Here is a 25,262-nt window from a genome sequence, read left to right as displayed (position 1 = left end):
ATGTCCTCGAAAAGTTCCAGCTCAAGCTACCAGCAGCCGACCAAAGAGGCTGCCCGTCGCAAAGCTATTTCCCGCGCCGTCAAACTGGTCACTACACGTCGGGCAAATGCCGCTGTCGTTCCTGCCGACCACATCACACGCATCCGCACTCACCTTCTTACAAGCGATGCGGTGGGTGACTTCGACGTTGCGATGGCCTGTGACACGGCAGATATCAAGTCGTGGCGCCGGTTTCGCAGCAGCGTGATCGGGACACGAAAAGCTTCTGAAATCTCTGTCGCGTACCTCGCCGGCCCCGAGCCATCAAACGATCTCCAGGTCTTTCTGGAGTGCGGCGTTCGGCCCGAAAATATCTGGGCCTTCGAGGACGAGAAGAAAACCTTTGCCAGTGGACTCGGCAATCTCCGGCAGACCGCATTGCTGCGCGGCGTGAAGTTCGTGCCCATCAGCATAGAGGACTATTTTACCGGCACACCCCGGCGTTTCGATGTGATTTATCTGGATGCCTGCGGTCCCCTGCCGAGCCAGGACCAGAAGACGACGCGGCTTCTTGCAAACCTTTTCAGGCACTCAGCACTGGCTCCGCTCGGTGTTCTGATCACCAACTTTGCCAGACCCGACGTATCGTCCGATCAGAAGATGGAACCATACGCACATCTGGTCTCCTCCTATCTGTACCCAAAAAGCTTTCTGGACGCGCCTGGCGGAGGGATAACCGGTGGCGCTCAGGAGCACGGTCTCATGTTGCGAAACGACAATGACCAGAGCGAGTCATTCTATCATGAGGTCGCAAAAAATTTCGACCACTACTACGGCACATTTATCACGCGGCATATCTTCGACATTGCTGCACTGATAGCCCCACTTGCCCGTCTGGCGAACTCAAAGCTCCTGGGCCTGATATTCAAAGGTGAAGTTAAACAGGCGGCCGAGCGGGGCGAGCGTTTCGTTCGTTTTAAGCCTGATGTTTACGGCGACAACAATGCGGAGGAGAGTGACGAGGCATCTTCAGGCTCCAGCCAATCCGGATACGACATCTCCGCCGATCTTGAAGGCGCACCAGCAAAGACCGAGTCAGACGACGATGTCTCAGCGGACGGCCTCAAGTCTGAGATGGAACAGACCGAGATGGACGGCGATGCGATTATCGACCCGCCAGCCTTCTCTCTTCTTTGGACATTCGCGGCGTGTGGATACTATGCGAGCGGTTCGGACTTTGATGAAATCCCCGCAGATTGCGAGAAGTTCCTCAACGGCTGGCTCTCTCAGCTCTACGGGACGCCAACTGATAAAAAGACTGCCCCCGACATTGTAGCGGCATACTACGCCTGGAGACACGATACCGCGTTCAGGTCAGAAGCGATGCGGGAGCTTTCCAGCTACCCCTATCAAGAGAAAATGCCGTTTTTGTGCGACGTTCCCACGCAGGAGATCGGGCTGTATCCCGCGTTCGCCCAGATTGCATATCCAGCGCACTGTAACATCCGCGAGGCTAAGCGGTATCAGTATGTTGCAGAAGGCAAGACAGCCAGCATGTATCTCGACGTGCTGCCCTTCGATGAATGCAGGTACGTTTACGACTGGCTCTCTGCTCTCCATCTTATCCCTGACGACTGGAATGATCTTTCCGCTCAGCTCACGTTCCGGTTTGCTCTTGACGGCATCGCGAAAGAAAACCGGTGGTATGGTGAGGACTTCCTTTTTGGATGTCACGTCGTGGGCGAGAGCCAGAAGTTTCCTATGAGCGAGCTGGGCGCTCGTTCACAGATCAAAATTAAGACGACAAAATCAAGCAAACTGAGTTCTCTAGGAAGCGGATGATCAGAGTGCCGAATGTGCTGGAGGCGCTGGTCTGTCCGTTTTCTGCCTCGGCAGATATCGCGGCTTGACTGCGCTCGCTCCCTGGAATTTACCGACAGAGTACAATGACAATGCGGCACCCGGTTTCATCCTGTCCGACGCGTCAATATCAAACAGGATAGACGCCCCCTGGTTCAATGAGCGTCATCGTTCGCTCCAGACGTGAAAGCGACGCGCCTGGCAGCAATTCCCCGGGGCGCGGGTCGGGTCACTGAACCTGTTCTTCCGCTAGAGCCGACTTTGCGCTGCCCGGAAATTCAAACCCCGCCTGCTGCATCTTCTCCAGCATGTATGTGAGGGCGTTACGTTCGGAGGCAGGCAGCCGGATGTCACCACGGGTCAGCCGTCGCAAGGCGGCTTCGGACTTCGGCGTCAGAAGGCGCCTTGCTCTTGCGAATGTCAGATAGGGCTCAGCGTCCTCAAGCATGGCGACAATTGCGCGATCGATATCGATGTCCTTATCGGTTCTCTTCGCCGCTATGGCCTGCTTCCGCTCCCGCTCGGCTTCTGTGCGGTTAACGACAAAGCCTTCGAGTGAGCTGGCGAAGCTGTAGCTGGCTCCTGAAACAGCCGCCCAGCAAGCCTGCAGCTTGCAGTAACTGTCGATATTTCGAACCTGAGGCGGGGCGTCCTTCAACGTAGCCGCAATCTGCGGCGCCAGTTCACGCATCGCGGCTCCGATCTCCTCAGGAAGCTCCTGTCGCTGCCAGATGATATTGAGGTCGAGTTCGAGGTCCTGACTCTGGAGGTGGTGGACAAGCCAGGCGATTGTGTACGTTACAATCTGGACCTTGTAGCCCCGATCTTCCTTATACCAGGCCGAAGTGCCGACCATCTTGTCGGTCGAGTTGAATGCAATAGCCTTGGCGATGGCTCTACGAAACCAATGAGCGTTAAAGGTCGCTTCTGAGGATGCCCACACCTTGCCAATCGTCTCTGCGAACTCAAGAAAACACTTCTGACCATGGCGGCTGACAATGTGGGGCCGGCAGTCGAATGTGATCTCAACTTTGGCAAGCTCGGTCTTGTCGATGAACTGGTCGCGGGGAAATTCGAGTTCGAACCGACGGCGCTCGGCAGGCGTGCCATAGGCCAGCCGGTCGCGGTATTGGCCGCGGGCACGCTCGTAGAACCACTTGGATCCAGACAGCGATCCTGGCTTTGCCGGCGCTGTCTGGCCGCGGGAAATCTTTTCCAGCACCAGATGAACGGGATGGCTGGCGAAGAAGTCGGCCTCGCTGACCTTGTTCTGAGTGTTTGCGAACCTGGAGATCTTTGGAACGATCTCCTCCAGCCGATCGGGGTTCACCACGGAGAGCTTCATCTGGACGAAGACGCCCGACAGGTCTGCCTTGCGCTGGTCGCTCGCGTAGAGGATCGAAGCTGTCGTCTGCCCGCCGTTCACGATCTGGAGATTCTCGATCGCCGCGATTCCCAGTGTGCCATCCGGCAGCTTCGACGTGGTGATACCCGATGCGGTTGCCGTCAGCCCGTTGTTGTAGGCGAAGAACATCTCGGGGACCGTCTCGAGTGTCCTGATGATCCCCGAATTGACCTTCGTCTTCGCCTGCAGAAACGTCCGGACGTTCTGCTCAAGAAGGCGTGCGCCGTAGAGTCCGTAGATGTCAGCAAGAAGCCGCCCGGGAACGGCCATCAGATACGAAGCGTGATCGCCACCGACGTCATGCGCCGGCAGGCACGGAAGGGGCGCGCCATTCAGCTCGGCCACGTTTATTTCGATGGGTTCGGCGCCTCCGTGAGCTGCCGAAATGTCGACGTACCGCGCGAAATCGAGGACGCTGCAGACGAACGGCACGCCAAGCACTTCGCCCATCATTTCCGGCTTGCGCCGTGTCGACAGGCGGGCGTTGGAAAGAGCGATCACCCGGATTCTCCGGATCGCCGAGCGGTGGGAATGGACGATCCACGCGGCCTCGAAGGTTGGGCTCGTCTCCTCCAGCCCGTTGATGAAAGCTGGCTGTACAGCCAGCTCGCAGAAGCGGCGCACCCGCTCGAACAGCGCGTCGATCTGAGCGGCGTTGAGGGTTTCAAGCTGGCGGCCAGGTCGGAAGTCGGAGATGGCCAGGTAGAGGTCGCCGCGTTCGGTCTCCAGTGCATAGCCATCGATCTGATATCCGCCGCGGCCCTCTCGATGGGCCGGAGCGTAGGCGAGATCGAGACAGTCCCCGTTCTGTGTGGCGAGCCTCGAATACAGCTGGAAGAACGCCCGCCCCTGGGGTTCAGCAGATACCTCCGCCTCGAAAAGAAGGTCATTCCAGAAGGCCGAGAACGTCTCGTCGAGATCCGGGTTGCTCATGTGAACACCTGGTCCATGGCAACGTCAAAGTCGACGGCGAAGGGCTCGCACTCACGGAGGACGATGTCATAGCGCACGTTCTGGACGCCCGACGGCAGCATCGCAGGAACGATACGTGGAAACCGCTCAGTGACCTCAAAAGCCCGTCGGTAGGTGGTGACCCAGCGCATCTCATCATATTCAGCGCGATTGACGTAGCCCAGGGCCTCGAGCGCCTTTTCGAACGCGTCCCGGCCGACATCGCCAATATCCTCCATCTGCGCCGCGATCTCGATGACCAGCGAATTCAGGGTGAAGCTCCGCGGCTCCGCGGCTGGCGCGGGCGCCAAAGTCTGATGACAGATCAGCAGTCGGGCTGATCCGGCATCAAGCTGGGCCTCCGACGAGACCTGCAACCGTTGATCTGAGGTCGAAAGCTGGGTCTTTATCTCGACCTGCCATTGGCCCAGAGCGAAATCCTGTTCATCGCGATGGGCCCCTCGCCATGATAGAGCCGCCTGGGTCGGCGTCCGCCGCGTGAGGACCTGATCGCGGAGAAACAGCAGTTCCCCGGCAAGGCCGATCGCCTCGGAATCGGACAGCAGGTCATCACGCCGGCGGCGGAGGAGGTCATGCCATGACCGCAGCCTGCGAAGTACGAGCTTCAGGCCTGCAGAGCTGTTGCCCCTCGCCACGCCGGCCGTCGCCTTGAGCAGGTGGTCTGCGAGATCACGGAACAGGTCGAACTGATTCCGGTCCAGAAGCGTCAGAACAAGCCGTACCCTGTCCTGTGGAAGCTTCTCGAGCCGCACCTCGATGCCGTTGAGGCGAGGCAGGTCGGGCAGACCTTCTGCCGCAGTCTCCGCCGCAAGCGACAGCAGATAGCGGCCGGCGAAATCCCGGCCCCGGAAGAACTCCAGGGGATGTCCAGCGTCGGCACGGCGCACGTTGTCCGACGCTGGCCCGGTTGCGGCGGCGATGTCCTTCCATTCGTCGACCGTCACGTCAGCCTTCCTCCAGCATGCGTTCGTCGTCCTCGGCCTCGCTGTCTGCTTCCATCTGAACCTGTCGGCGGTAGACGGCATTGACCTGATAAGTGCGCGCCACGGCTTCGCGCCGGGTGGCAGGCAGGCAGAAGCTCAGGGAAACCACCGGACCGGTCAGCTTCAGATCCTTGGTCCCGTCACCCGTTGTGAAAATGTGGATGAGGAGCAGAGGTCGGGTTCTCTGGATACAGAACGCCTTGTCGCCTCGCAGACCTCCCTCCCGCTCCTTTTCAGCTCGCCCATCGGCCAGCTGATCTTCGGTAAGGGCGATCTGCGCATCGTTGGGGTCGGCGACCCTGTTTTTGCCGCCGGTCACGCGAAAGCCGCCGTCGACAACCTTGCCGCCGAGTCGCTGCCGCAACGGAAAACTCTGGCCAGTCACGATCACATCAGCGATGGGCGTTCCGGACTTGGGATGTGGTATGGCGACATCCCACTCCGCAAGTTCGTCCTGCAGCCGGTCCGCAAAGTAGTCGATGAACAGGCTGCTGCCGCCGCTGATCAGTCCAAGGTCCCCGTGCGCGGGCGAGAAAGTGAACCCCTTCAGCAGTGCCAGAACCCGCGCGCCGGCGACTCCGCGCCAGATGACGGTCCTGTCGTCTGTGAATGCAGCCGATGGTTCGCCAGATCCTCTGAGAAAGCCCTTCACTTCCTCGAGATTGGCAGCATTGATCTTCTGATCGTTGGGCAGGATGTAACCTTCGAGGTGGCGGGTCGAATAGTCCTGCGCGACCGTCATCTGGGTTGCCGACCGCATTTTGTTTGCCGCGGTGATGCGGATGGCGGTGGGACTCTGGCGCACCTTCAGGCCGAAGTGCTCTGGTGTGAGTCCGAGCGCCTGCATCCGGCCGACTTCATTGCGCAGCTCTTCGATCGCCTCATTGATCTGCTCATAGTGGTCGAGTGATGCCAAAGGCAGATAGACCCGGCACAGATCCTCATAGTCGGGACGGTAGCCAAACCAGCGGGCCATCTGCATGAGGGTATCGGAGGCCGCCGTGTTGCGCAGGATATAGGAGACGGACAAGCCTTCGAGCGTGAGGCCTCGCGACAGGGCAAGACCGCCGATCGCGATGACATGCAGGCCCTTGGCCTTGTTGCGGCTGTATTCCAGCACGCCGCCCTTCATGTTCACAGTCACCGGGATGATGCTGCCGACCGCTTCATTGAGAACGCCCAGCACGTCTGTGAACGACGCGCCTGCCGACGCAAACTCCCTGTCAAAGTCCTCTTTCAGGATGCCAATCACCGGATCGGCAAGCGCACGGGGGCCCAGCCCGGCGCTGACGGCCGCAGCGTTCTTGAGCGGGTCCAGGTAGGCGTAGACCAGACCGTAGACCTTCTCCTGGATGGCGTTGAACCGGCTCACATTGATCATCATGGAGCAATGACTGTCGCCCTGGCCGCGAAGCACACGCATTGCACGGATGAGGACGAAAACGCGGATTGCGGTCAGCAGAGAATCCGGAAGCGCGATGACTGGCTGGTCACTCTTGTGCCGCAGAGGCAGCAGCTGGCCGTAGTCGCGGATGACGATGGTCATTGTCGGCCGCAGATCACCATCGGCGGCGAACACGCGTGAGGCGCCGACATAGTTTGAGGGCGGATCGAGCGCTTTGATGAAGTGCTTGGGGAAGAGATCGTCGCGGAGCATCGCGTCTTCGTTGTCAGGGTCGATGAAGATGTTCGCGAAAGGCGTGGCGGTGTAGCCGACATAGGACCGGCGCTCGAAGAGGGTGAGAATCTCCCGGATTACGCCATTGATCGCGGTGGTCGCCGCCGGGTCCTTGGCGGTATTGATGGAAGCGTTGTCTGCTTCGTCGTCGATCAGCAGGAGGGGTGACGCGATCGCGGCACCATGACCCTGTTCGATGAGCCAGTCCCGGAGCCGGGTCAGCGGCGCCTTGTTCTTCTTGCTGATGAAGATGATGGGCTCGCTGTGCGCATCGAGGCTGAAGAACATGCCTGCGGCATCGCGGGTGAAGTCCCTGTCGCGTGACGTGCCATAGGCGGGAAACCTCTTCACGGTCGAATAGGTCTGAATCGGCAGTGGTTCCTGCGCAAGGGCGTGAAACACCGACTTCTTGCCGATGAAGGTCTCGTCGAGGCGCTCCTGCGTCTGCGATCTGAGGCTGTTCGTGATACCCGCAAGAAGGATGATTGTCTTGTAGCCCGCATCTGCGGCCTTGCAGATCAGCGCGGAGTAATTGGTCGTCTTGCCTGACTGTACGTGACCCATCACCATGCCGCGGCGCAGACCTGTGCCGGGATCGAGGGGATCACCGGAAAAGTCAAGAATTTCGTCGGTGACGGTATCCAGCGTGGCGACGACCTGAGGCGGGATGACATTGCCCTCCAGGTAGTACCGCCGCAGCCGGTTCCAGTAGTAGAAGTCGATATCGCCACGTTCCCGCCGCTCACGCAGCCATGGCCTGAAGTCGCTGGTCACGGACGCGCCGCGCTTCTGGCTGGTCGTGAAGCTCTGCTCCAGCTCACGGATCAACCATTCGACCTCTTCGCCGGAAAGGTCGAATGGCCCTGCGGTGACGAACGCAGAGATAGCGCCGTCGGGCAGCGACTTGCCCTGAGACACTTCGGTCGAATATTTCTGGCCGAGCTTGCGGACGTAATATGCGAGCTCGCTGTCAAGATTCTGCACGCAGCCATCCTTTTTCCTGAAGTACCGTTTCAGTCGTCTTCCAGACCTCGCACCAGGGTTCGGTCACCCGCAGAAGCGCAACCAAGGCTTCGATGTCGCCTTCCACCTGGTCTAACAGCAGTGGAAGCGCGCTGATCAGGTCGGCGCGGAACGCCTCGGGGTCGGACAGGGTCTGATGGATGGAATCGATCTTCGCGACAGCGTCACGACCAAAAGCCACGACCGGGAAGGCCTGCTCAATCACTTTTATGGCGGCAGATGCAGCGCGCTTCTGCCCGTCGTCTCCAGCCCCGAGCAGGGCATCGATAATCGGGTGGTCACGATTGATTGAGTAATGGATTTCACCGCCACGGGCGTGGCGGCTCCATACGGAAGTGGTCCCGGAACGGTCCAGTCTCCCGCCTCGGGCGCGATACACACGCGCCGAGCGCCGGCGCAGCCCCTCGACGATCTGATGCAGACGCGAACGCAGAGCGGCCGGCAGCTGGGCATCTGACTTATCGATGGTGATTTTCCAGACGTGATCAAGCGCATTCGGGATGTCCACGCGCACGCGGACCAGCTGCGAAAGCTCGCCGTGGCGCACGAGGCGGAACCAGGTGCCGCTGATGATCAGTCGATGGTTCCGATAAACATAGAAGCCCTGGTTCCGGAGAAAGCCCTCCTCGCCGCCGAGCCGGTCGTACGCTTTGAGTAGTGCGGCAGGATGAAAGGCTGGATGTCGATCGTGCGGCCCGCGATCTCCAGCGGTTCGGGCTCCAGCTCCTGCGTCGCTTCATGATCGCGGTAGAAAGGATCCCAGGGATCGACCTTCTGGCCATTCAGCCGGATGACCAGGCGGCGGCCCCGGACCTCGCCCGCTATGTAACGGTGGAAGATCAGGGCGAGGCGATTGCGGGCGTGGACGACCAGCGCGTTGAATTCGCTGACCGTCAGGGTGCCGTTCTCGGACAGTCTGTCACAGTTCGACCACAGGATCTCAACGCCGTTCTTCGCCAGCAGGTCGGGCGATGCCATTCCTGCGATTTCGTCTGGCTCGAGGATACCCATCCGCCAGCCGTCGACGTCTGCAAGATCCCAGACGCAGCCGCTCATCTCTTTGCCCTTGCGGGTCAGTACCGACAGCCGGGTACACTGGGAGAATGAGGCTGATTTCATGCCCCAGCCGAAGCGGCCGAGATCATCGGGCGATCGCTCTGCCAGCGGATTTGCGCTGGCCGGGCGCATGGCTTGCCGGAGTTCTGCACCGGACATGCCATGCCCGTCGTCCCTGATGCGGATTGCGGGCGCGCCGCCGGCGAAATCGCAGGTCAGCGCGACCTCTCCGGCACCGGCTTTGATGCTGTTGTCGATCAGATCGGCCAGGGCGCCAGGCAGATCGTAGTTGCCAAAACTGCGCGCGGACATCATGAGCGAGGCTGCATCCGGGGGGTTCTTTTCGAACTTCATCCCGAGGAACGTCCCGTGCTCAGGTCAGTAGTGCCGTCTCCTAAGAAGTAATCCAAGTCTGCTTCCCCCCCCCAAATACGCTAACCGCCCAGGCTTCCACTTTCAACTGCAAGTAACTGCTGGGAACCAGAAGCTCCCTGAATTTCACTGCAGAATCTGGATGTCGATCCACCGAGCCATATGAACGTGCCCACGGGGAGGTCCATCAGGAACAGGCGGCTGTCGTTGTGGACTTTACATATTATTGGTGCACATTTCACCACTATGTCGTATTCTCCAGATTCGGGGTGTCTATGGCAAAATCCGCGACGAAGAAGATGAGATCGGTCCGCACCTCCGTGATGCTCCCGGCGGACTGCTACGCGCAGATTCAGGCTCTCGCAGATGCAAATCAGGTCTCGTCAGCGTGGGTTATCCGCCATGCGCTTCTCAAGTTCCTGAACGAACAGACTGCGCAGCTGCAACTCCCGCTGCGTACAGAGGAGCATTGAGATGGAAGCGCGGCTCATGAGCCAGAAGCTTCAGAGGGTTCGTGGCGGTTCGAAGCCGCCTCGCGTGCTGGACCTTTTCTCAGGCTGCGGAGGCCTGTCGCTTGGTTTCAAGCGCGCTGGATATGACATCGCGGGTGCCGTTGAATTTGATTCCCACGCCGCGAAATCCCACGGCCTGAACTTCCATCCGGACGACGCACGCCATTCAGTCGCCCGCGACATCACGGAAACGCCTCCCGCGAAACTTGCTGAAGCGCTGGGCCTGGGGGACGTCTCCCTCGCCGTGGATGTACTCGTCGGTGGCCCGCCATGTCAGGCGTTTGCCCGGGTGGGTCGCTCGAAGCTGCGCGAGGTGGCGGAGCATCCTGAAGCGTTCCGTCATGATGCCAGGGCCAGGCTCTATATCGAATATCTGCGATACGTCGAAGCGTGCGCTCCACTTGCTGTGGTCATGGAAAACGTTCCCGACATGCTCAATCATGGGGGACACAATCTCGCCGAGGAGATCGCGGAGGTCCTTGCTGCCAGAGGATATGTCTGCCGGTACTCACTGCTGAACGCGGCTTTCTACGGTGTCCCCCAGATGCGGGAACGAATGATACTCGTCGCGGTGCACCGCGAGGTAGCTGACAGTATCAGTCTACCCGAACCGACCCACTGGATTGATCTGCCTGCGGGATACGGGGGGACACGCGCTGTCGCTCTGAAGCTCCTCGGGGCTCTGGGTGGCGCCGACGACGTACATCACTACTGCGACCCACCCGCGGCGACTTCCGATATGAGGCCGGCCATCACGGCTCAGGACGCCATTGGGGATCTGCCGAGCATAGATGCCCGCCGGAAACTTGCCGCAGGGACGCTGCGGAGGGGGAGGCGCGGTTTTGACATCGCTGTTCCTTACCACAACTGTGATTCACAGACTGAGTACACACGCAGCATGCGAAGCTGGCCAGGCTTCGAGGGTAAGTCCGCCCTCTATGATCACGTGATACGTTATCTGCCCCGCGACTATCAGATCTTCGCTGGCCTGCAGCCTGGCGATCAATACCCGGAAGCGCGCCGCTACGCGCTCTCTTTATTTGAACAGCGTCTGGCTGAGCGTCGGGCGCAGGGCGATGCGTTGCCTGAAGGTTCGACCGCGTGGAAGGCTCTGCAGGCAAGCTTCGTGCCGCCCTATGACGCGAGCAAGTTCCCAAACAAGTGGCGGAAGATGGAGGCCGACTGTCCGGCACGAACTCTGCTCGCGCATCTCGGTAAAGACGGATACAGCCACATACATTATGATAGCGATCAGGCCCGGCCCATCTCCGTGCGCGAAGCTGCACGCCTGCAGTCTTTTCCGGACGGTTTCGCATTCAGCGGCACGATGAATCCTGCCTTCCGACAGGTCGGAAACGCAGTTCCTCCCCTCCTGGCCTGGCGTATCGCTCTGTCCCTCAAGGCGCAGCTAACCAAATCGGGAAGCGCGGCTGCTGGCCTTCGTGCCGGAGTTCGTCAGTGAGCGGGCGGGAACTGATCATCGTCCGTTCACTCACGGACTCGGATATGGGGTTGTTCGCAGCACACCGGAAGGCGACGGCGAGTCGCCAGCGCGCGATTGCCCTGACTGAGCCTGCGGCAGAGCGGCTGCTTCACCCGGACATCGTCCGCGACAAGGGTGGAGACTTCGATTGCATCTGCCTGTTCGGAGCCGCGATGAATCGGGAGATCCGGCGCATTAACAAGGGTGGCAAAAACTGGCGCCTCGGAGGCAGCCAGCTGCAACACCAGGTCTTCCAGGATCTCGACAGCAAAGACTTTGCACTTATCCGATCCGTTCCCTTCAATGACGGTTCCAGTCCGATCCTGATTACGTTCGTTGGGCGTCGCTCGCACAGGCTCATTCAGGCGGGCCTCGCGGCGACCTTGGCGGAGGGCGTGCTCCAGCACAACGTCGCCGTTTTCGAAGAAGACCATAACGGTTTTGCTTCACTTGCAGACCTGTTCCCTGGGATCCCGGCGCGGGTTGCCGTTCGACCAGCGGCTCAGCAGCCGGCGTTCCTCTAGGATGAAATCCGTCGTCCAGCCGCCAGCCAGCGATGTGCACTCTCCAGAGGTGCGCAGTTACAACATGAGCCGCATCCGTGCTCGCGACACGAGACCGGAGCTGCTGATCCGACGTGGCTTGCATGCGCGCGGATTTCGCTTCCGGCTGCAGGTGCGGGAGCTACCTGGCCGCCCGGACCTGGTCTTTCCAAAGCGGAGCGCCGTGCTTCTGGTTCACGGCTGTTTCTGGCACGGGCATAACTGTCATCTCTTCCGCCTTCCAGCAACGCGCCGTGACTTCTGGGCATCGAAGATTGCCGGGAACAAAGCCCGCGACGCTCGTTCTTGCGAGGCGTTGGCCGCTCGGGGATGGCGGACGCTCACGCTCTGGGAATGTGCAATCCGCGGGCGCAACCGCTGGCCCGAGCACGAAGTCCTGGATGCCTGCGAGATGTTCCTGACCGGCACTGTTTCGACGGCGGAGATCTCCGGAGAAGATTCACATGGGACGGTGAGATGACGGTCCGCGCAGAACATGGTGACATCCCGGAACTTTCGTCCATGGACGACACCGGCCTTCTTCGTCTGCGTGCTGCCCTGCACGGGGAAATGAGGCGGCGCGGGCTTGCGCTCAATGTCGGTCAGGTCGCCGAGAAGCTCGCAATCGACTTCTTTAACAAGACACCCGGATGCCCAAATCTTGGAGAGGCCGCCGTCGGTACCACAAACGTCGATGCGCTTTCGCGCAGGGGCGATCGCTATTCAATCAAAGGCGTGCTGGATGCGCGCAAGACCGGGACTGTGTATCCGGATGCAGGCGCCCCGGAGCGTCAGCTCTTCGAATATCTGCTAATCGTGCAACTCACCCAGGACTGGACGTTGCACTCAATCTATGAGTTCGACTGGCCGACTTTCGTCCGGTGCCGCAGCTGGGACAAGCGAATGAACGCTTGGTACCTGGGGTTGGCAGCCAGGACTCTCGCGCAGGCGACGAAGTATACTCCCTCGGAGAGCCAGCCTGGGGTCGCGACAAAGTTGCGTCACACTACGTCGTCCAGGCTGGGCATCGAGGGCGCCGGCGATCATGCTCGCGCAATCTCAACCGCACACCCAGGTGGGAATGCGCACAAAATTCAGGAATAGGCTACGATCGCCTTCGTGAAAACGGCACTCCTCGCCGGGGGTAGTCGGCCCCGCGTCCCGCCTCCGGCGGCGCTATGCTGACGCTCCTTCGGCTACCCTCTTAACCGGTCTCGTCGCCGCAGTCGGTCCCGCGTCGCGCCTGCGGCGCCGCAATGGCTGACGCTCCTACGGCTGCTCTTTTCCTTAGGAAATCAGCGGCGCGCTGCCCATTTCTGCCCATACGTGAAAATAGATCCTGTCGGGGCTTCCCACTGCGCTGGTGCGCCCGCACCGTCCAGCAGTTTCGTTCGACACCACGAAGTGATGGAACCCGACCTTGAGGGTTTCTCAGTCGGGCGACCTTTCAAATTCGTCGAGACAAAGGGTAACACCCACACGAGAGGGAGAGATGGTCTTGGCCATCTCTCCCCCGCGAATGCCGCCTGCTCAGAGCGGGGTCGCCCGCTCGCAAGGCGGCGCCAGGAACATGGCGCTCTCAACTGAATCCTATCCGCCCCGCTCGACGCGCAGCCCAGCTCCGCTCGCCGGCATTCGCCCCCCTCTCTGCCGCGCGCTCACGCGCCCCCGGAAGGCATGCCGAGGGGCATGCCTTCGGCATCTAACGGGAAAGGATCAGAACCATGACGATCAACGTGACAAATGCGAAGACCGCAACCGCCAGTGAGACTGGCACGGAGGTTTTCATTCCGCTGAACAAGCTGAAAAAGTCGCCCCGCAATGCGCGCAGGACCCCGCACAGCGAGGCGATTATCGAGGCCTATGCGGCCAGCATCGCAGCCAAGGGCTTGCTGCAAAATCTTGTGGTTGAGCCGGAGCTTGACGGCGAGGGCGCGGAAACCGGCTTCTACTTCGTCAGCATCGGCGAAGGCCGCCGGCTGGCGCAACTGCTTCGTGTGAAACGCAAGCAGATCAAGAAGACCGAACCGATCCGCTGCGTCATCGACACGGTGAACGATGCGCATGAGATCAGCCTGGACGAGAATATCACCCGCGAGGATATGCACCCCGCAGATCAGTTCGAGGCGTTCCGTGAGCTTCACGAGGAACGCGGATGGGGTGCTGAGGAAATCGTCGCCCGCTTCGGCATTACCGCGCATGTCGTGCGGCAGCGCCTGCGTCTCGGCGCGGTCAGCCCCAACCTCATGCGCGTCTATCGCGACGGCGACCTGACCCTCGACCAGTTGATGGCCTTCGGCATCACCGACGATCACGCCCGGCAGGAACAGGTCTTCGAAAATCTCACCTATAATCGCGAGCCCTACATCATCCGCCGCGAACTAACGCGAACGCATGTCGCGGCGGCGGACCGCCGCGCCATCTTCATCGGCGCGGAGGCCTACATGGCAGGGGGTGGCGCCATTCTCCGAGACCTGTTCACTGAGGATCGCGGTGGTTTCTACGAGGATGCCGCGTTGCTCGACCGCTTGGTGATCGAGAAGCTGCAAGGCATCTCGGAAACTGTCAGGCAAGCCGAAGGCTGGAAATGGGCCGATGTCCATATCGACTATCCGCACGCACATGGCCTGCGCCGCACCTATCCGCAGCCAGTGGACTTGTCGGAGGAAGACCAAGCTGCCTACGCGACGGCATCCGACGAGTTCAACCGGCTCACGGATGAATGGGATAGCGCCCAGGAACTGCCGGACGATGTCGATCAGCGTTTCGGCAAGCTTGAAGCCGAGATTGAGCGCATCGACGCGCTGCGTCACGCCTACGATCCTGATGTTGTTTCGCATGGCGGCGTGTTCGTCGTGCTTTCCCATGACGGAACGGCCCGCATCGAACGGGGCTTCATCCGCGCCGAGGATGAACACGCGGGATCGGATGCGGAAACGCGGCCAGACGGCGAGGATTGCGCCGTCAACGATGATGGCGAGATCATCGAAGCCGGCAGCGGTTCGAATACCGATGGTGGCAGCGACGAAGAAACTGAGGACGACGGCAAGCCGTTGTCAGACCTTCTCATTCGCGACTTGACCGCTCATCGCACGCTTGGGCTTAGGCTTGCGCTTGGCGAACAGCCGGACATCGCACTTGTCGCCGTTACCCATGCGCTTGCCGCGCAGACCTTCTATCCGGGTAGGGAAGCCAATTGCCTCGAAATCCGCCCGACCAGCGTCTATCTCGCCGGTCATGCGGACGGCATCGAGGACACTGCGGCAGGCAAGGCACTGGCAGATCGACATGCGGAGTGGTCTGCGGACATGCCTTGCGACGTGGCTGACCTGTGGGGGTTCATCGCCTCGCTCGACCATGCCAGCGTCATGGCGTTGTTTGCCCATTGCGCCTCGCTTACCGTCAATGCCGTAAAGCAGCCTTGGGAGCGCAAGCCTTGCGCCCACGAGACAGCGGACAGGCTTGCGACAGCCGTCAACCTCGATATGACGGCACATTGGACGCCGACCGCCCGGACGTATCTCGGGCGCATCACCAAGGCACATATTCTCGACGCCGTGCGCGAAGCTGCCAGCGAAGAGGCGGCAGAGAGGCTGTCGGACCTGAAAAAGCAGCCAATGGCGGAAGCCGCCGAGCAGTTGCTCGCCGGGACTGGATGGCTGCCTGCAGTCTTGCGGACCCCGGAAACCTGCGGTGTTCGCTGAGCGGCAAGACGAGGAAGGTGCGGACGCCAGATCGGCGGACGTTGCTGAACAGGAGCCGGAAGCCCCCGAGCCGGACACGACGAACGCTAAGCTGGCCGACAGCAGCGCCCTGGCCGAGGGGGGCGAACCCTTCAACATCGCCGCCGAATAAGCGCGACGGCCGGACCCGCCGCGCGGTTCCGGCCAGCTTTCTGTTGGAGAATTTTCCGGCCGCGCCATTTGCGCGGCCGGGCACCTCGACCTAACAACGGCAGCAATGAGAAGCTGATGATCTTGGCATGAGACACCATCGTCCAACAGGACAGTGCGTTACCATCAGACGAGAGGTATCGTCATTGAATGATCAGCCGTTCACCGAGTCCTTGAGAGCTTTTGCCGGCTGGAAGACGATCTTCTTCGATGCGGCGATCTTGATCGTGGCGCCAGTCGACGGATTGCGGCCATCACGTGCTGGTTTGTTCTGTACCTTGAACTTGCCGAAGCCATTGAGGCTGATTTCCTCGCCCTTGGCAGCGGCTTCCGCAATGCCTTTCAGCACATCCTCGACCACGGATTTCGCTTGGGTTTTCGACAGGCCGTGCGCGTCTGCAAGGCGTTCGGCAATATCGATCGTGTTTACAGCCATCGTTTCCATCCCTTCTGAGTTGGTTCAACGATTGGCCTTATGGCACAGGCAATTCCACACTGTCATCGCGTCAAGGAACGGAATCCGGTGCAGACCAACGCTCGAACCGGGAATTTCCACCACTCTTATCGCGAAAGTCACGCAGCGCATCACCTCAGCATCAGACGCCCGGCGTGGAGGCGACCCTTCCCAGCAATGCCTCACCGTGCGTGAGGCGTGACCGCAGCGGGATCATTCGGTCATGCGGTGGAGGATCAAGTGTGACGCGGCTATCCTCGCCTTCGATCTCAAATCAGACTTGCATCGAATCGACGTGAGACAGGAAATCGTCACGGTATTTGGCGGCTTGGAAGCCGCTGCCCTCAGCAATCAATTGGTCGCCTTCGGCGCCGCCCCGAACGCGATGACGATTCAGCCCAAAGATTAGGGAAATCGGACGTCCCTTCTTCACTGGTTGGAGTAGGACCAACACCGCCCTGGCGGGTGAGGAAGCGTCTTTGACCGAAATAGAGAAGCGCAGCGGCGCAAGCGACAATGGCCGTGACTGATCTTAGCCACTGTGGCGTTTCTTCCGCGTATTCTTTCCAAGCCACGCCCACGGCGTCCTCGAATGGATTGGGTCTGACCGAAGACCGCCTTCGCTGCGCTCAGTCTCGATCGTCTTCCCGCAACGACGTCGCTGCGTTTTCTTCCCCTGGTCGCTGCGCGTCCATTCCTCGCGGTCCAAGAAAGCCTCGCGCCGCCGTCTTTCACTTCGTTTCAGCCCCTTCGGGATGCAGACCGATCGTCTCCGGTCTCACGACCACCATCGAGGCCGCGATTGGCGCGGCCCGACAAAACACAAAGGAACACCACAATGGCTACGATCGGCACTTTCTCCCGCACCGCGAACGGCTTCTCCGGCTCGGTCAAGACCCTCAACCTCAACGTCAAGACGGTAACGTTCTCCCCGGCCGACGGCGACAATGAAAAGGGTCCGGACTTCCGCATCTTCGCCGGCGCCACCGAGTTCGGGGCGGCATGGAAGAAGACCTCGCGCGAGGGCCGCGACTACCACTCCGTCAAGCTCGACGATCCAAGCTTCCCCGCTCCGATCTACGCGAGCCTGGTCGAGACCGACACCGAGGGCGATTTCTCGCTCATCTGGTCCCGCCGCGCCGCCGAGTGATCCGGCCCACAAAACGAAGCCTCGCCGCAAGGCGGGGCTTCTCTGTGTTCAGGTTCGCCACACCATGTCACCGTTGCCAGGTGCAGCATGCTAGGCCTTGGCGGCGGCCTTCCTTGCTTTCTTTACCGGCGACTTAACTGCTGTCGAGGTGGTTGTCGCCGCTGCGGCGCGAGCCGCTCGCTTTGGCTTCTCTGCCGCGGCTGGTGTAGGCGTCGTCGCCTTGCGTCCGAGCCCTATTGATTTCGCCAGGGCCGAGCGGGTAGCCGCGTAGTTCGGCGCCACCATCGGGTAATCGGCCGGCAGGTTCCACTTCTGCCGGTATTCCTCAGGGCTCAGATTGTAATGGACTCCGATATGGCGCTTCAGGGATTTGAACTTTTTTCCGTCCTCCAGGCAGATGATGAAGTCCGGCGTTACCGACTTCTTGATCGATACTGCCGGTTCCTGCTTGACCACAGGTTCCGTCGCCGGCGTGCCAATACCTTTCAAAGCGGCATGGATATCGCCGATCAATTTCGGCAACTCGCCGATCGGTAGTGGATTGTTCGACACATAGGCGGCGACAATGTCAGCCGCTATCGACACGGTATCCAGTTGGCCGTCTTGTTCGAGAGAAGTGGTCATACAGTTTTCCTCTTATTGTATCGGACGAATTAAACGTCGTTTGTTTTCCCGAGCCCGCCATTGTGGCAAATAGTGCGTTTCCTTTCTACAATCCACACCTCTCGCCAATATTGTAAAGGTAAGCTTCGCTTTCATCGTTCTGATCGCCTGCGGATAGCCTTGCCGATCCGTCGGGAAGCGAGGACTTCCCCTCGCTTCCCCGCCATTGCCGCCTGTGCAGAGCAGGGCCGCCGGCTCGCAAAGCGGCCGACCGAAGCAATTTGTCGCGTTCAATTTCCATCAGCTTCGCTCGACCGTGCAGCCCGGCTCCGCGCTCCGGCATTGGCCCCCATCACTCCCGCGCGCTCACGCGCCCCCGGAAGGCATGCCGGGAGACATGCCTTCGGCATTGACGGAAAAAGGAGTGAGCACAATGAACATGACCACCATCATCGACGGCGAGAGCAACAACCAGCGGCAGGCGGCTTCTAGCGGCTTCCGCGTCGACATTACACGCGGCGAGCGGATCGGGCGGGTTTCTTCGGAATGGTTTTCGCGCCCCGATGACGAGCGTTTTCTGGGCCTTACTGAACTCTACGACGCCGTAAAGCAGCGAGCGGATCGGGCAACGGCTCGCACCGTCGAGAGCCGCGCGGTGCGCGTGGAAGCTACCCGCGACAATGCAGAGCGGCTTTCGCTTATCGTTCCCGGACAGGAGCAGCCAATCGCGCCGACGCATTGGAGCTTTGGCCAGCTTAGCAGTCTTGTCAGCGCACCGGCAACCTACATGCGCCAGCTTCCTGCACCTCTGGCAGGCATCAATTTGCAGCATGGCCTTTTGAGCCATCGGGCGTTATCCTGACTCTGTAATCCTGTCTCAGAATCAGGCATTGAGGGGCCCCACCGACTGTTCCGGTGAGGCTCTTCAGACGTCCGGGTCAAGCGTTCCCGCAGCGTAGCGAGGACAACGCTTGACGCGGCGGCGGCACGACAAGCTGTTCATGGGGTGCAGGCGAAGTCCTGCACCCCTGCCACGCGGCGAGCGGGAGAGCGCGAGGGGAACCCCTCGCATTCAAGACAATAACTTGCGCCGTAGGCGCTCCGCTTAGGTCACGTGCGTGCAGTTGTATTTTACCGATCTTGGCGCTCTGTCGCGCCCGCTTTCTGTTGACGGCTCCCCCGTGAACATCATGACCGGCGCGCTCGACATCGCCGAGCGCGCCGGTCTGATCGACGGCATGCCCTTCATCCTGATGGATGACGGCAGCTACGATCCCAACCTCAATCGGTTCTTTCGCGCCTGTCCGGGCGTGGGCGCGCGGTCGCCGAACACGTGGCGCTCCTATGCCCGGGATATTCTCGTCTGGGCGCGCTTTCTCGGCGAGCGGCGCGGCGGCAAGACGGTCTGGCAGGCGGACCGTCATGACGTGCTTGCCTTTCACCGGGCGCGGCGCCTGTCGGACGCCGCGTTCCGCATTTCGGCGGCAAGCTGGAATCGGAGCGTTGCAGCGCTTGATAAGCTCTACCGCTGGGCCGTCGAAGAAGCGATCACCACGGCATCACCCTTCAGCTATGGCGTCGCTCTTCGCAGGGCGGCGGGCACGCGCGCCGTGCTGGCCGTCCAGACGAACCGGGCGCGCGAGCGCGCAGCGCGGCGGCACGATATGCGCTACATCGACCTCGGCCGCTATCTCCTGTTCCGCGACGTGGGGCTGCGCGGACGCTTGCCCGACGGCTCGGAGGACCCGACATGGCGCGGCCGCAATGGTGAGCGGAACGCGCTGTTCGCCGAGCTTCTGGTAACCACCGGTCTGCGGCTGACGGAGGCGGGCAGCCTGCTTCTGACCGAGCTGCCGCGCTCGACCGAGCCCGGATCGCGCTCCGTTCCATTCGATCTTCCCGGTCCGATCGCCAAGGGCGGACGACCGCGGCGCATTCGCATTCCCCGCCGCGTGCTGACCTTGATCGGCGACTATGTCGATCTCGAGCGCACCATCACGTCCGCGCGCTCAGAGCTTTCGATGCCCGATCCGCTGTGGTTGACTCCGGATGCCGGGAAGGCTGTCGACGCGGCGGGCAAGCGCGTCCGGCTCGACCGGCTCACGCCGGGCGAGCGCCGGCGTGTGCTGATCGGCGCACTTGGCAAGGCGCAGCACGCCTTGCTCTGGCTCACCGAAGGCGGCCAGCCTGTGCCATCGGCCACCTGGGAAGCCGCCTTCCGCCGGGCCTGCGCCCGCTGCCGCCGCTTCGGTATTGATCTCGACGTGACGCCGCACACCCTGCGGCACACCTTCGCTGTCAGCATGCTTTCCATGTTGATCCGCGAGCAGATCGGCGCGGTGTTCGATCCACAGGATCGGCATGGTGCGGCCTATCGACGGATTCTCGGCGATCCGTTGCAGAAGCTCCAGCACCTCCTGGGGCACGCTAGTGTGACGAGCACCTACATTTATCTCGACAGCCTTGCCGAAGCGCAGGAGCTGGTCGATGCGGCGGCCGATCGTTGGGCTGAAGAGACGACCGGTGATGTGGAATGACCACGGTAGCTGCGGCGGTGCGGCGGCCGGGCCGCCGTGCCCTCTTTCCCGAGGCGTTGCCCGATCCGGAAGGCGAAGCCGGTGCTGCGATCGCGTCGCTCCGCTTCACCGTCACACTGGCGGATCGCAGCGTCACGATCGACCTGATGACGCTGAGCGGTCGAACCGCATTGGCCCGGACTTTTGCAGGCGCGCTCTGGCGCGCCTGCCAGGTCGGGGGTCCAGCGGGCTCGATCTCGACAGCCTCCGCCTATGCCAATGCGCTCAAGACGTTCTGGCGCTATCTCGATTCCACCAGACCGCGCGTCGCCAGTCTCTCCGACGTCAACGCCGCTTGCATCGACGGCTTCGATGCCTGGATGGAGGAGAGCGGTCTCCATCCCAATCACCGGCTGCAGCGGATGAGCAAGGTGCTCAACCTCCTCCGGCTCGCCGAGGCGGCGGAGCCCGGCCGCCTGCCGCCCGATGCCTCGCGGCGGCTGATGTACACGAGCGACCGGCCCGGCGTGCGCGCCCGTCCACGCGATGCCTATGGCGACTACATCGCTACGGCGTTGCGGACCGCTGCGCGCACCGATCTCGCCGCCATCATTCGTCGCTTCGCCGAGGCCGATCGCATTCCGACGGTCGACGTTGTTGATCGGAACGAGGCTCTGGCAACGGCTCACGAAGCGGCCATGGCGTTGATCGATGCGGAAGGCGTCATCGGGCACCGGCATCCTCTCTTCACGCGGCTCTACACGCTGCGCCGCGAGAGCGGCCTGCCGAACGACCGCCTCATCCACGATCTGCATGGCCGCCGGCATCTCATCGCCGCCGATCTCGTGCCGCTCATCGTGCTTATCTCGCTCGACACGGGTCTCGAGATCGAAGCGATCAAGGAGTTACGCGCGGACTGCCTGAAGAACCCGGCAGGCGGCTATGTCGAGATCGAGTATTGCAAGCGGCGTGCGCGCGGCGCCGAGTGGAAGCGGCTACGCGTGCGCGACGGCGGTTCCTCGACGCCGGGCGGCCTGCTGCGCAAGGTGCTGCAATGGACGGAGCCGGCAAGAAGCCGGCTCGTCACCGACACGCTCTGGGTCCATTGCGCCTGGGGCCGACTGACCCCGCGCGTGTTGAGCATGAAGGAGACTGCGGCTTCATGGGTCAGGCGACATGGCATCGCCGATGAACAGGGTCAGCCGCTTCGTCTCAATCTGACGCGCCTGCGCAAGACCCACAAGGCGGCATGGTATCGGCGCACGGGCGGCCAACTCGACCGCTTCGCCGTCGGCCACACCGTCGCGGTCGCGGCGAACCACTACGCCGATATCCCCGCGCTCCGCCACCTGCACGAGGCGACCGTTGCCGACGCCATGAGCGATGCGCTCGACGCCGCCATGCGCCCCTGCGTCCTATCGTCGGAAGAGGAGGCGGCCGTTCGGGCCGATCCCGACCAGGCGACCGGCCTTCCGATTGCAGGCGCCGCCGCGGTAAACGCGCTGCTCGGCAGCGAGCAGGACGTCTGGCTCGCCAGTTGCTCGGGCTTCTACGCGAGCCCGTTCGGCGCGCAAGGGGAGGCCTGTCCGTCCCCTTTCTGGGGCTGCCTTGAATGCAGCAATGCGGTGATCACCTCCCGCAAGCTACCAGCGCTTCTGGCCTTCCTTGGCTTCATCCGGGCGCAGCGACAGGTGCTGAGTGAAGCCGACTGGATCACCAAGTTCGCCAAGGTTCACGGGCGCATTGCTGATCAGATTCTTCCCCGCTTTGCAGACGTCGAGATCGAGGAGGCGCGCCGGATTGCAACTTCGGATCCGACGCTCATCTACCTGCCACCCGAAGCGCGGGCGCCGTAATGCCGGGCTCTGCCAAGCATTCGCCGCGGCCGTCGCTGCCTTCGGCCATGTACCGGGATGACGAGCCGGTGCTCAGCGGCATTCCGATCAGGGACGATGCCGACCGCGCGCAGCTTCCCCGCTTCGGTGACGATCACTGGGATTTGAGCGCCGCCATTTTCCGGGTCAACGCCCGCTACAGCAATTACCGGCTCAACTTCGCAGGGATCGCCGATCCGGCCACGCGGCGGTTGGCGAAGGAATACGTGATCGCCCGCCTGCGCATCCATGTGCCGGGATATCGCGCACCTTGTGGGGCGACCTCGGCGATCCGGCTCCTGCGCTACGTCCAGCACTTTGCTGCGTTCCTGTGCACGCAGCTCGGCGTAGTCGACCTCGGCCGGATCGATCAGGCTTTGCTCGACGCCTATCTGGCGCATGCCCGCGATGGCGGCCGGAGAACGCCTCACGAGACAGTCAAGTATGTCGAGGTGCCGATCGACATGCATCACCTGTCGCCGTGGCTGACCGGCGGCGGCATCGGCCTTCTGCCGTGGCGCGGGCGCGCCGCGCACCGCGTTGCCGGCCGGCCGCCGGCGCCGGCCGAGAACGCCACGCCGCGCATTCCCGAGCCGATCATCGGGGCCATGCTCCGCTGGGCGCTCAAGTATGTCGAGGTCTATGCATCCAATATCCTTGCCGCGCGGGCGGAACTGGACGCTCTCGAAGCTCGTGGCGCCCGGCTGATGGCGCGGGATGCGCGCACAGGACGGGCCGTCGCCAAGACCTATCGCGCCCGCGTGGCGAAGTGGCTCGACGCGCGCCGAGCCGCCGGCCGAGGCGTGCCGATCTGGGAGCGCGCGCCCAACGCCGCGCGGCGGATCAATCCGCTGACCGGCGAAGAGCTGCCGCCCTACAACCTCTATCTAATGCGCTTGCACGCCGGCGCGCCGGAGAGCGGACGCGTCAGCCAGTCCGAGCCGACCGCGCGGCTGATCGAGGAGATGGTCGCCGAACTTGGGACCGAGGTCGGTGGTCTCGATACGCCGATCTCGGTCGATCCGGACACGCGCCTGCCATGGCGCGAGCGCTTCGATAGCCTCAGTCTCGCCCGCGAGGAGCGGATGCTGCAGGGCGCCTGCTATCTCGTCTGCGCCTATCTCACGGGCATGCGCGACAGCGAGGTTCAGGCCATGCAGCCGGGCTGCGTGTCGCTGGTGCGAAGCGCCGACGGCCTGGTCGAACGCTATCGGGTGCGCAGCACCGTCTACAAGCGCCATGGTCCGCGCGGCGTAACGGCCGACTGGATCACGATCGAGCCGGTAGCCCGCGCCGTGGAAGTCATGGAAGTGCTCTCGGCACGCAACCGCAAGGAGAAGGGGCTCTCGTCCCTGTGGGTGACCCTGAAGGACTGGCCCTGGAGCGCCGATCATCTCGGCATAGGTGCGGCGCCGACGCTCAATCTTTTCCGCGACGGTGTCGATGCGCATGCGCAAGACGGGCCGGCCATCCCGCGCATTGGTGACGAGCCCTGGAAGTTCACGACGCGGCAATTGCGCCGCACGGTCGCCTGGTACATCGCCAACCGGCCGTTCGGTACGGTCGCCGGCAAGATCCAGTACAAGCACGCCTCCGTCGCCATGTTCGAGGGCTATGCCGGATCGAGCCAGGCCGATTTCCGGCTCGCTGTCGAGCGCGAGCGCGCGCTCGGCCAGCTCGACGATATCGTCGCCCATTACGAGGCGTTCCTTCGCCAGGAAGGTCCGGCCGGACCGGGTGCGGCCCGATTGCGACGGGAGTTCGTCCGCGTTGAGGGCGAACTAGGCGATCTCCCCGGCCGGATGATGGACCGCAAGCGGCTGCGCACCATGCTTGCCCATCTCGGGCGGACGCTGCATGTCGGCTTCCTCAACGACTGTCTCTTCGAAGCGGCGACCGCGCTTTGCCTCACCGGCGTGTCGGACTCCGAACGAACGGCGCCGGCCTTGTCGCGATGCAGCCCGGACCGCTGTCCCAACGCCTGTCTGACCGTCCGGCACCTCGGGCCTTGGCAGACTTCGATCGCCGAGGGCGAAGCGCTCCTTTCCGACCGGCGCCTGTCGCAGCTGCAGCGCACGGCAATCCTTAAGGACAATGAGCGGAAGCGCCGACTGGTAGCACCCCTCCTGGAGGGTGACGCATGACAGCGCTCGGGCCGAAGAGCGAAGCCGCGTTGAGGGCGGCCATGGCGCGGCTTCTCGACGGCCGCCCCGAGCGCACCGACGGGGCGCTGACCATCGCCAATCTGGCACGCGAGGCCGGCATCAGCCGGGCGACGGCGAACCGGGCCGGTGATCTTCTCATCGAGTTCCGGACCGCCGAGGTCCGCCAGCGACGATCGTCGCCCAGCGCCCTCAAGGAACGCGTCCGCGCTCTCGAAGCGGAGCTGCGCGCCGTGCGCGGTGCCGAGATGGCCGAGCTGCGGGCGCTCGCCCGCACGCTCGCGCAGCATATCCAGGTGCTGACATTGCAGGTCGCCGAGCGCGATGCCGTGATCGACGGTCTGCAGGACGAGCTGGCACGATCCGTTGACGCCAGAGTCGTGCCGCTGCGGCGTCCGCCTCGTGGTGGCGGCTGAGAGCCGCGCGTCATCCTCATCGATCCGGTCTCGGCGCGCCGGTCATGGCCGCCTCCTCAAGCTCGCCCGTCGAGGCAGGGCTCGGGTTGTGGCAGACGCTGCCGGCCCGTCAACCCTGTTCCGCACCAGCACCGAGAACAGGGTGTGACGGGCCGGCTTCCCGCGTCTGCCTCTGCCGCCTCGCCCTCGACGGAGAGGGCGAGCTTGAGGAGGCAGCCATGACCACGAATCGCACACATGAGACCCGGACCGACATCTACGAGCGCGTCACCAGCCAGATCATCGCCGCCATCGAGGCCGGCGCCGACGACTATCGGATGCCCTGGCAC

The 25,262-nt window shown here is 62.3% G+C and carries 20 protein-coding genes and 2 pseudogenes; 15 read left to right on the top strand and 7 right to left on the bottom strand.

The features are described from left to right. Complete coding sequence (locus CGZ66_RS24665; protein WP_095088943.1) at nt 1-1,821, top strand: hypothetical protein; 1,821 nt, start codon at nt 1-3, stop codon at nt 1,819-1,821. 247 nt (nt 1,822-2,068) lie between these two features. Here the strand turns inward: CGZ66_RS24665 and CGZ66_RS24660 are convergent, their stop codons facing one another. From CGZ66_RS24660 to CGZ66_RS24640, 5 genes are read right to left on the bottom strand one after another with little or no spacing between them, the layout of a single operon-like run. Further along, nucleotides 2,069-4,177, bottom strand: coding sequence for an AIPR family protein (locus tag CGZ66_RS24660; RefSeq protein ID WP_095088940.1), 2,109 nt, complete (start codon nt 4,175-4,177; stop codon nt 2,069-2,071). Next, nucleotides 4,174-5,160: a PD-(D/E)XK motif protein gene (locus CGZ66_RS24655; RefSeq protein ID WP_167392237.1), complete on the bottom strand. Its 987-nt coding sequence runs from the start codon at nt 5,158-5,160 to the stop codon at nt 4,174-4,176. Before CGZ66_RS24655 ends, CGZ66_RS24660 begins: the two co-directional genes overlap by 4 nt. A gap of 1 nt (nt 5,161) precedes the next feature. Continuing rightward, nucleotides 5,162-7,861 (bottom strand): Z1 domain-containing protein, encoded by a 2,700-nt coding sequence (locus tag CGZ66_RS24650; RefSeq protein WP_095088936.1) that lies wholly within the window; start codon nt 7,859-7,861, stop codon nt 5,162-5,164. Continuing rightward, nucleotides 7,848-8,447, bottom strand: coding sequence for a hypothetical protein (locus tag CGZ66_RS24645; RefSeq protein WP_095088935.1), 600 nt, complete (start codon nt 8,445-8,447; stop codon nt 7,848-7,850). The genes CGZ66_RS24650 and CGZ66_RS24645 overlap by 14 nt, the downstream gene beginning before the upstream one ends. A 26-nt stretch (nt 8,448-8,473) precedes the next feature. Further along, nucleotides 8,474-9,310: an ATP-binding protein gene (locus tag CGZ66_RS24640; protein WP_095088933.1), complete on the bottom strand. Its 837-nt coding sequence runs from the start codon at nt 9,308-9,310 to the stop codon at nt 8,474-8,476. Between the two features lie 293 nt (nt 9,311-9,603). Here CGZ66_RS24640 and CGZ66_RS24635 point away from each other — a divergent pair, with 293 nt between their 5' ends. The 6 genes and pseudogenes from CGZ66_RS24635 (at nt 9,604) to CGZ66_RS24610 (ending at nt 15,720) form a co-directional block, all read left to right on the top strand. Next, nucleotides 9,604-9,801: a ribbon-helix-helix protein, CopG family gene (locus CGZ66_RS24635; protein ID WP_206073768.1), complete on the top strand. Its 198-nt coding sequence runs from the start codon at nt 9,604-9,606 to the stop codon at nt 9,799-9,801. Nucleotide 9,802: 1 nt separating this feature from the next. Next, entirely contained in the window at nt 9,803-11,302 is a 1,500-nt protein-coding gene (locus tag CGZ66_RS24630; protein ID WP_095088931.1) for a DNA cytosine methyltransferase, read from the top strand. Further along, nucleotides 11,299-11,847: a hypothetical protein gene (locus CGZ66_RS24625; RefSeq protein ID WP_095088929.1), complete on the top strand. Its 549-nt coding sequence runs from the start codon at nt 11,299-11,301 to the stop codon at nt 11,845-11,847. Before CGZ66_RS24630 ends, CGZ66_RS24625 begins: the two co-directional genes overlap by 4 nt. 1 nt (nt 11,848) lies before the next feature. Beyond that, on the top strand, nt 11,849-12,346 hold the full coding sequence (locus tag CGZ66_RS24620; protein ID WP_095088927.1) for a very short patch repair endonuclease: 498 nt from the start codon (nt 11,849-11,851) through the stop codon (nt 12,344-12,346). Between the two features lie 41 nt (nt 12,347-12,387). Then, on the top strand, nt 12,388-12,969 hold the full coding sequence (locus tag CGZ66_RS24615) for a hypothetical protein (protein WP_206073767.1): 582 nt from the start codon (nt 12,388-12,390) through the stop codon (nt 12,967-12,969). A gap of 620 nt (nt 12,970-13,589) precedes the next feature. Beyond that, nucleotides 13,590-15,720: pseudogene (locus tag CGZ66_RS24610) on the top strand (ParB/RepB/Spo0J family partition protein). A 192-nt stretch (nt 15,721-15,912) separates the two neighbouring features. On the opposite strand, the gene CGZ66_RS24605 reads toward CGZ66_RS24610, so the two are convergent. Continuing rightward, nucleotides 15,913-16,194, bottom strand: coding sequence for an HU family DNA-binding protein (locus CGZ66_RS24605; RefSeq protein ID WP_095089546.1), 282 nt, complete (start codon nt 16,192-16,194; stop codon nt 15,913-15,915). 241 nt (nt 16,195-16,435) lie between these two features. Here CGZ66_RS24605 and CGZ66_RS24600 point away from each other — a divergent pair, with 241 nt between their 5' ends. Together CGZ66_RS24600 and CGZ66_RS24595 are read left to right on the top strand one after the other, a co-directional pair. Beyond that, nucleotides 16,436-16,621, top strand: a complete 186-nt coding sequence (locus CGZ66_RS24600; RefSeq protein ID WP_095088923.1) for a hypothetical protein — start codon at nt 16,436-16,438, stop codon at nt 16,619-16,621. A gap of 429 nt (nt 16,622-17,050) precedes the next feature. Beyond that, a complete protein-coding gene (locus CGZ66_RS24595; RefSeq protein WP_095088921.1) occupies nt 17,051-17,362 on the top strand; it encodes a DUF736 domain-containing protein in 312 nt (103 codons plus the stop codon). A gap of 90 nt (nt 17,363-17,452) precedes the next feature. On the opposite strand, the gene CGZ66_RS24590 is transcribed toward CGZ66_RS24595, so the two are convergent. Further along, the gene (locus tag CGZ66_RS24590; RefSeq protein ID WP_095088919.1) at nt 17,453-17,986 is read right to left on the bottom strand and encodes a Ros/MucR family transcriptional regulator; all 534 of its coding nucleotides are present in this window, start codon (nt 17,984-17,986) and stop codon (nt 17,453-17,455) included. 418 nt (nt 17,987-18,404) lie between these two features. Between CGZ66_RS24590 and CGZ66_RS24585 the strand changes: the two are divergent. The 6 genes and pseudogenes from CGZ66_RS24585 to CGZ66_RS41950 form a co-directional block, all read left to right on the top strand. Continuing rightward, nucleotides 18,405-18,818 (top strand): annotated as a pseudogene (locus tag CGZ66_RS24585) (DUF932 domain-containing protein); the annotation flags it as partial. Nucleotides 18,819-19,155: 337 nt separating this feature from the next. Then, a complete protein-coding gene (locus CGZ66_RS24580) occupies nt 19,156-20,502 on the top strand; it encodes a tyrosine-type recombinase/integrase (RefSeq protein ID WP_245331108.1) in 1,347 nt (448 codons plus the stop codon). Next, on the top strand, nt 20,499-22,337 hold the full coding sequence (locus tag CGZ66_RS24575) for a hypothetical protein (protein ID WP_095084959.1): 1,839 nt from the start codon (nt 20,499-20,501) through the stop codon (nt 22,335-22,337). The genes CGZ66_RS24580 and CGZ66_RS24575 overlap by 4 nt, the downstream gene beginning before the upstream one ends. After that, entirely contained in the window at nt 22,337-24,499 is a 2,163-nt protein-coding gene (locus CGZ66_RS24570) for a hypothetical protein (protein ID WP_095084958.1), read from the top strand. The genes CGZ66_RS24575 and CGZ66_RS24570 overlap by 1 nt, the downstream gene beginning before the upstream one ends. Beyond that, nucleotides 24,496-24,933 carry a hypothetical protein gene (locus CGZ66_RS24565; protein WP_095084957.1) on the top strand — a complete coding sequence of 146 codons (438 nt, stop codon included), beginning with the start codon at nt 24,496-24,498 and terminating at the stop codon, nt 24,931-24,933. The genes CGZ66_RS24570 and CGZ66_RS24565 overlap by 4 nt, the downstream gene beginning before the upstream one ends. Before the next feature lie 44 nt (nt 24,934-24,977). Then, on the top strand, nt 24,978-25,262 hold a 285-nt coding region (locus CGZ66_RS41950), incomplete at its 3' end, for an ArdC family protein (protein ID WP_342586873.1).

Source organism: Mesorhizobium sophorae (assembly GCF_002270415.1).
In the GTDB taxonomy this organism is placed as follows: domain Bacteria; phylum Pseudomonadota; class Alphaproteobacteria; order Rhizobiales; family Rhizobiaceae; genus Mesorhizobium; species Mesorhizobium sophorae.
This window is presented reverse-complemented; position numbering and strand designations above follow the sequence as displayed.

Coding starts and splice junctions, on each gene's coding strand:
- CGZ66_RS24665 (WP_095088943.1), top strand. CDS start 1: ATGTCCTCGAAAAGTTCCAGCTCAAGCTACCAGCAGCCGACCAAAGAG.
- CGZ66_RS24660 (WP_095088940.1), bottom strand. CDS start 4,177: ATGAGCAACCCGGATCTCGACGAGACGTTCTCGGCCTTCTGGAATGAC.
- CGZ66_RS24640 (WP_095088933.1), bottom strand. CDS start 9,310: ATGAAGTTCGAAAAGAACCCCCCGGATGCAGCCTCGCTCATGATGTCC.
- CGZ66_RS24635 (WP_206073768.1), top strand. CDS start 9,604: ATGGCAAAATCCGCGACGAAGAAGATGAGATCGGTCCGCACCTCCGTG.
- CGZ66_RS24630 (WP_095088931.1), top strand. CDS start 9,803: ATGGAAGCGCGGCTCATGAGCCAGAAGCTTCAGAGGGTTCGTGGCGGT.
- CGZ66_RS24620 (WP_095088927.1), top strand. CDS start 11,849: ATGAAATCCGTCGTCCAGCCGCCAGCCAGCGATGTGCACTCTCCAGAG.
- CGZ66_RS24615 (WP_206073767.1), top strand. CDS start 12,388: ATGGACGACACCGGCCTTCTTCGTCTGCGTGCTGCCCTGCACGGGGAA.
- CGZ66_RS24605 (WP_095089546.1), bottom strand. CDS start 16,194: ATGGCTGTAAACACGATCGATATTGCCGAACGCCTTGCAGACGCGCAC.
- CGZ66_RS24600 (WP_095088923.1), top strand. CDS start 16,436: ATGCGGTGGAGGATCAAGTGTGACGCGGCTATCCTCGCCTTCGATCTC.
- CGZ66_RS24595 (WP_095088921.1), top strand. CDS start 17,051: ATGGCTACGATCGGCACTTTCTCCCGCACCGCGAACGGCTTCTCCGGC.
- CGZ66_RS24590 (WP_095088919.1), bottom strand. CDS start 17,986: ATGACCACTTCTCTCGAACAAGACGGCCAACTGGATACCGTGTCGATA.
- CGZ66_RS24580 (WP_245331108.1), top strand. CDS start 19,156: ATGACCGGCGCGCTCGACATCGCCGAGCGCGCCGGTCTGATCGACGGC.
- CGZ66_RS24575 (WP_095084959.1), top strand. CDS start 20,499: ATGACCACGGTAGCTGCGGCGGTGCGGCGGCCGGGCCGCCGTGCCCTC.
- CGZ66_RS24570 (WP_095084958.1), top strand. CDS start 22,337: ATGCCGGGCTCTGCCAAGCATTCGCCGCGGCCGTCGCTGCCTTCGGCC.
- CGZ66_RS24565 (WP_095084957.1), top strand. CDS start 24,496: ATGACAGCGCTCGGGCCGAAGAGCGAAGCCGCGTTGAGGGCGGCCATG.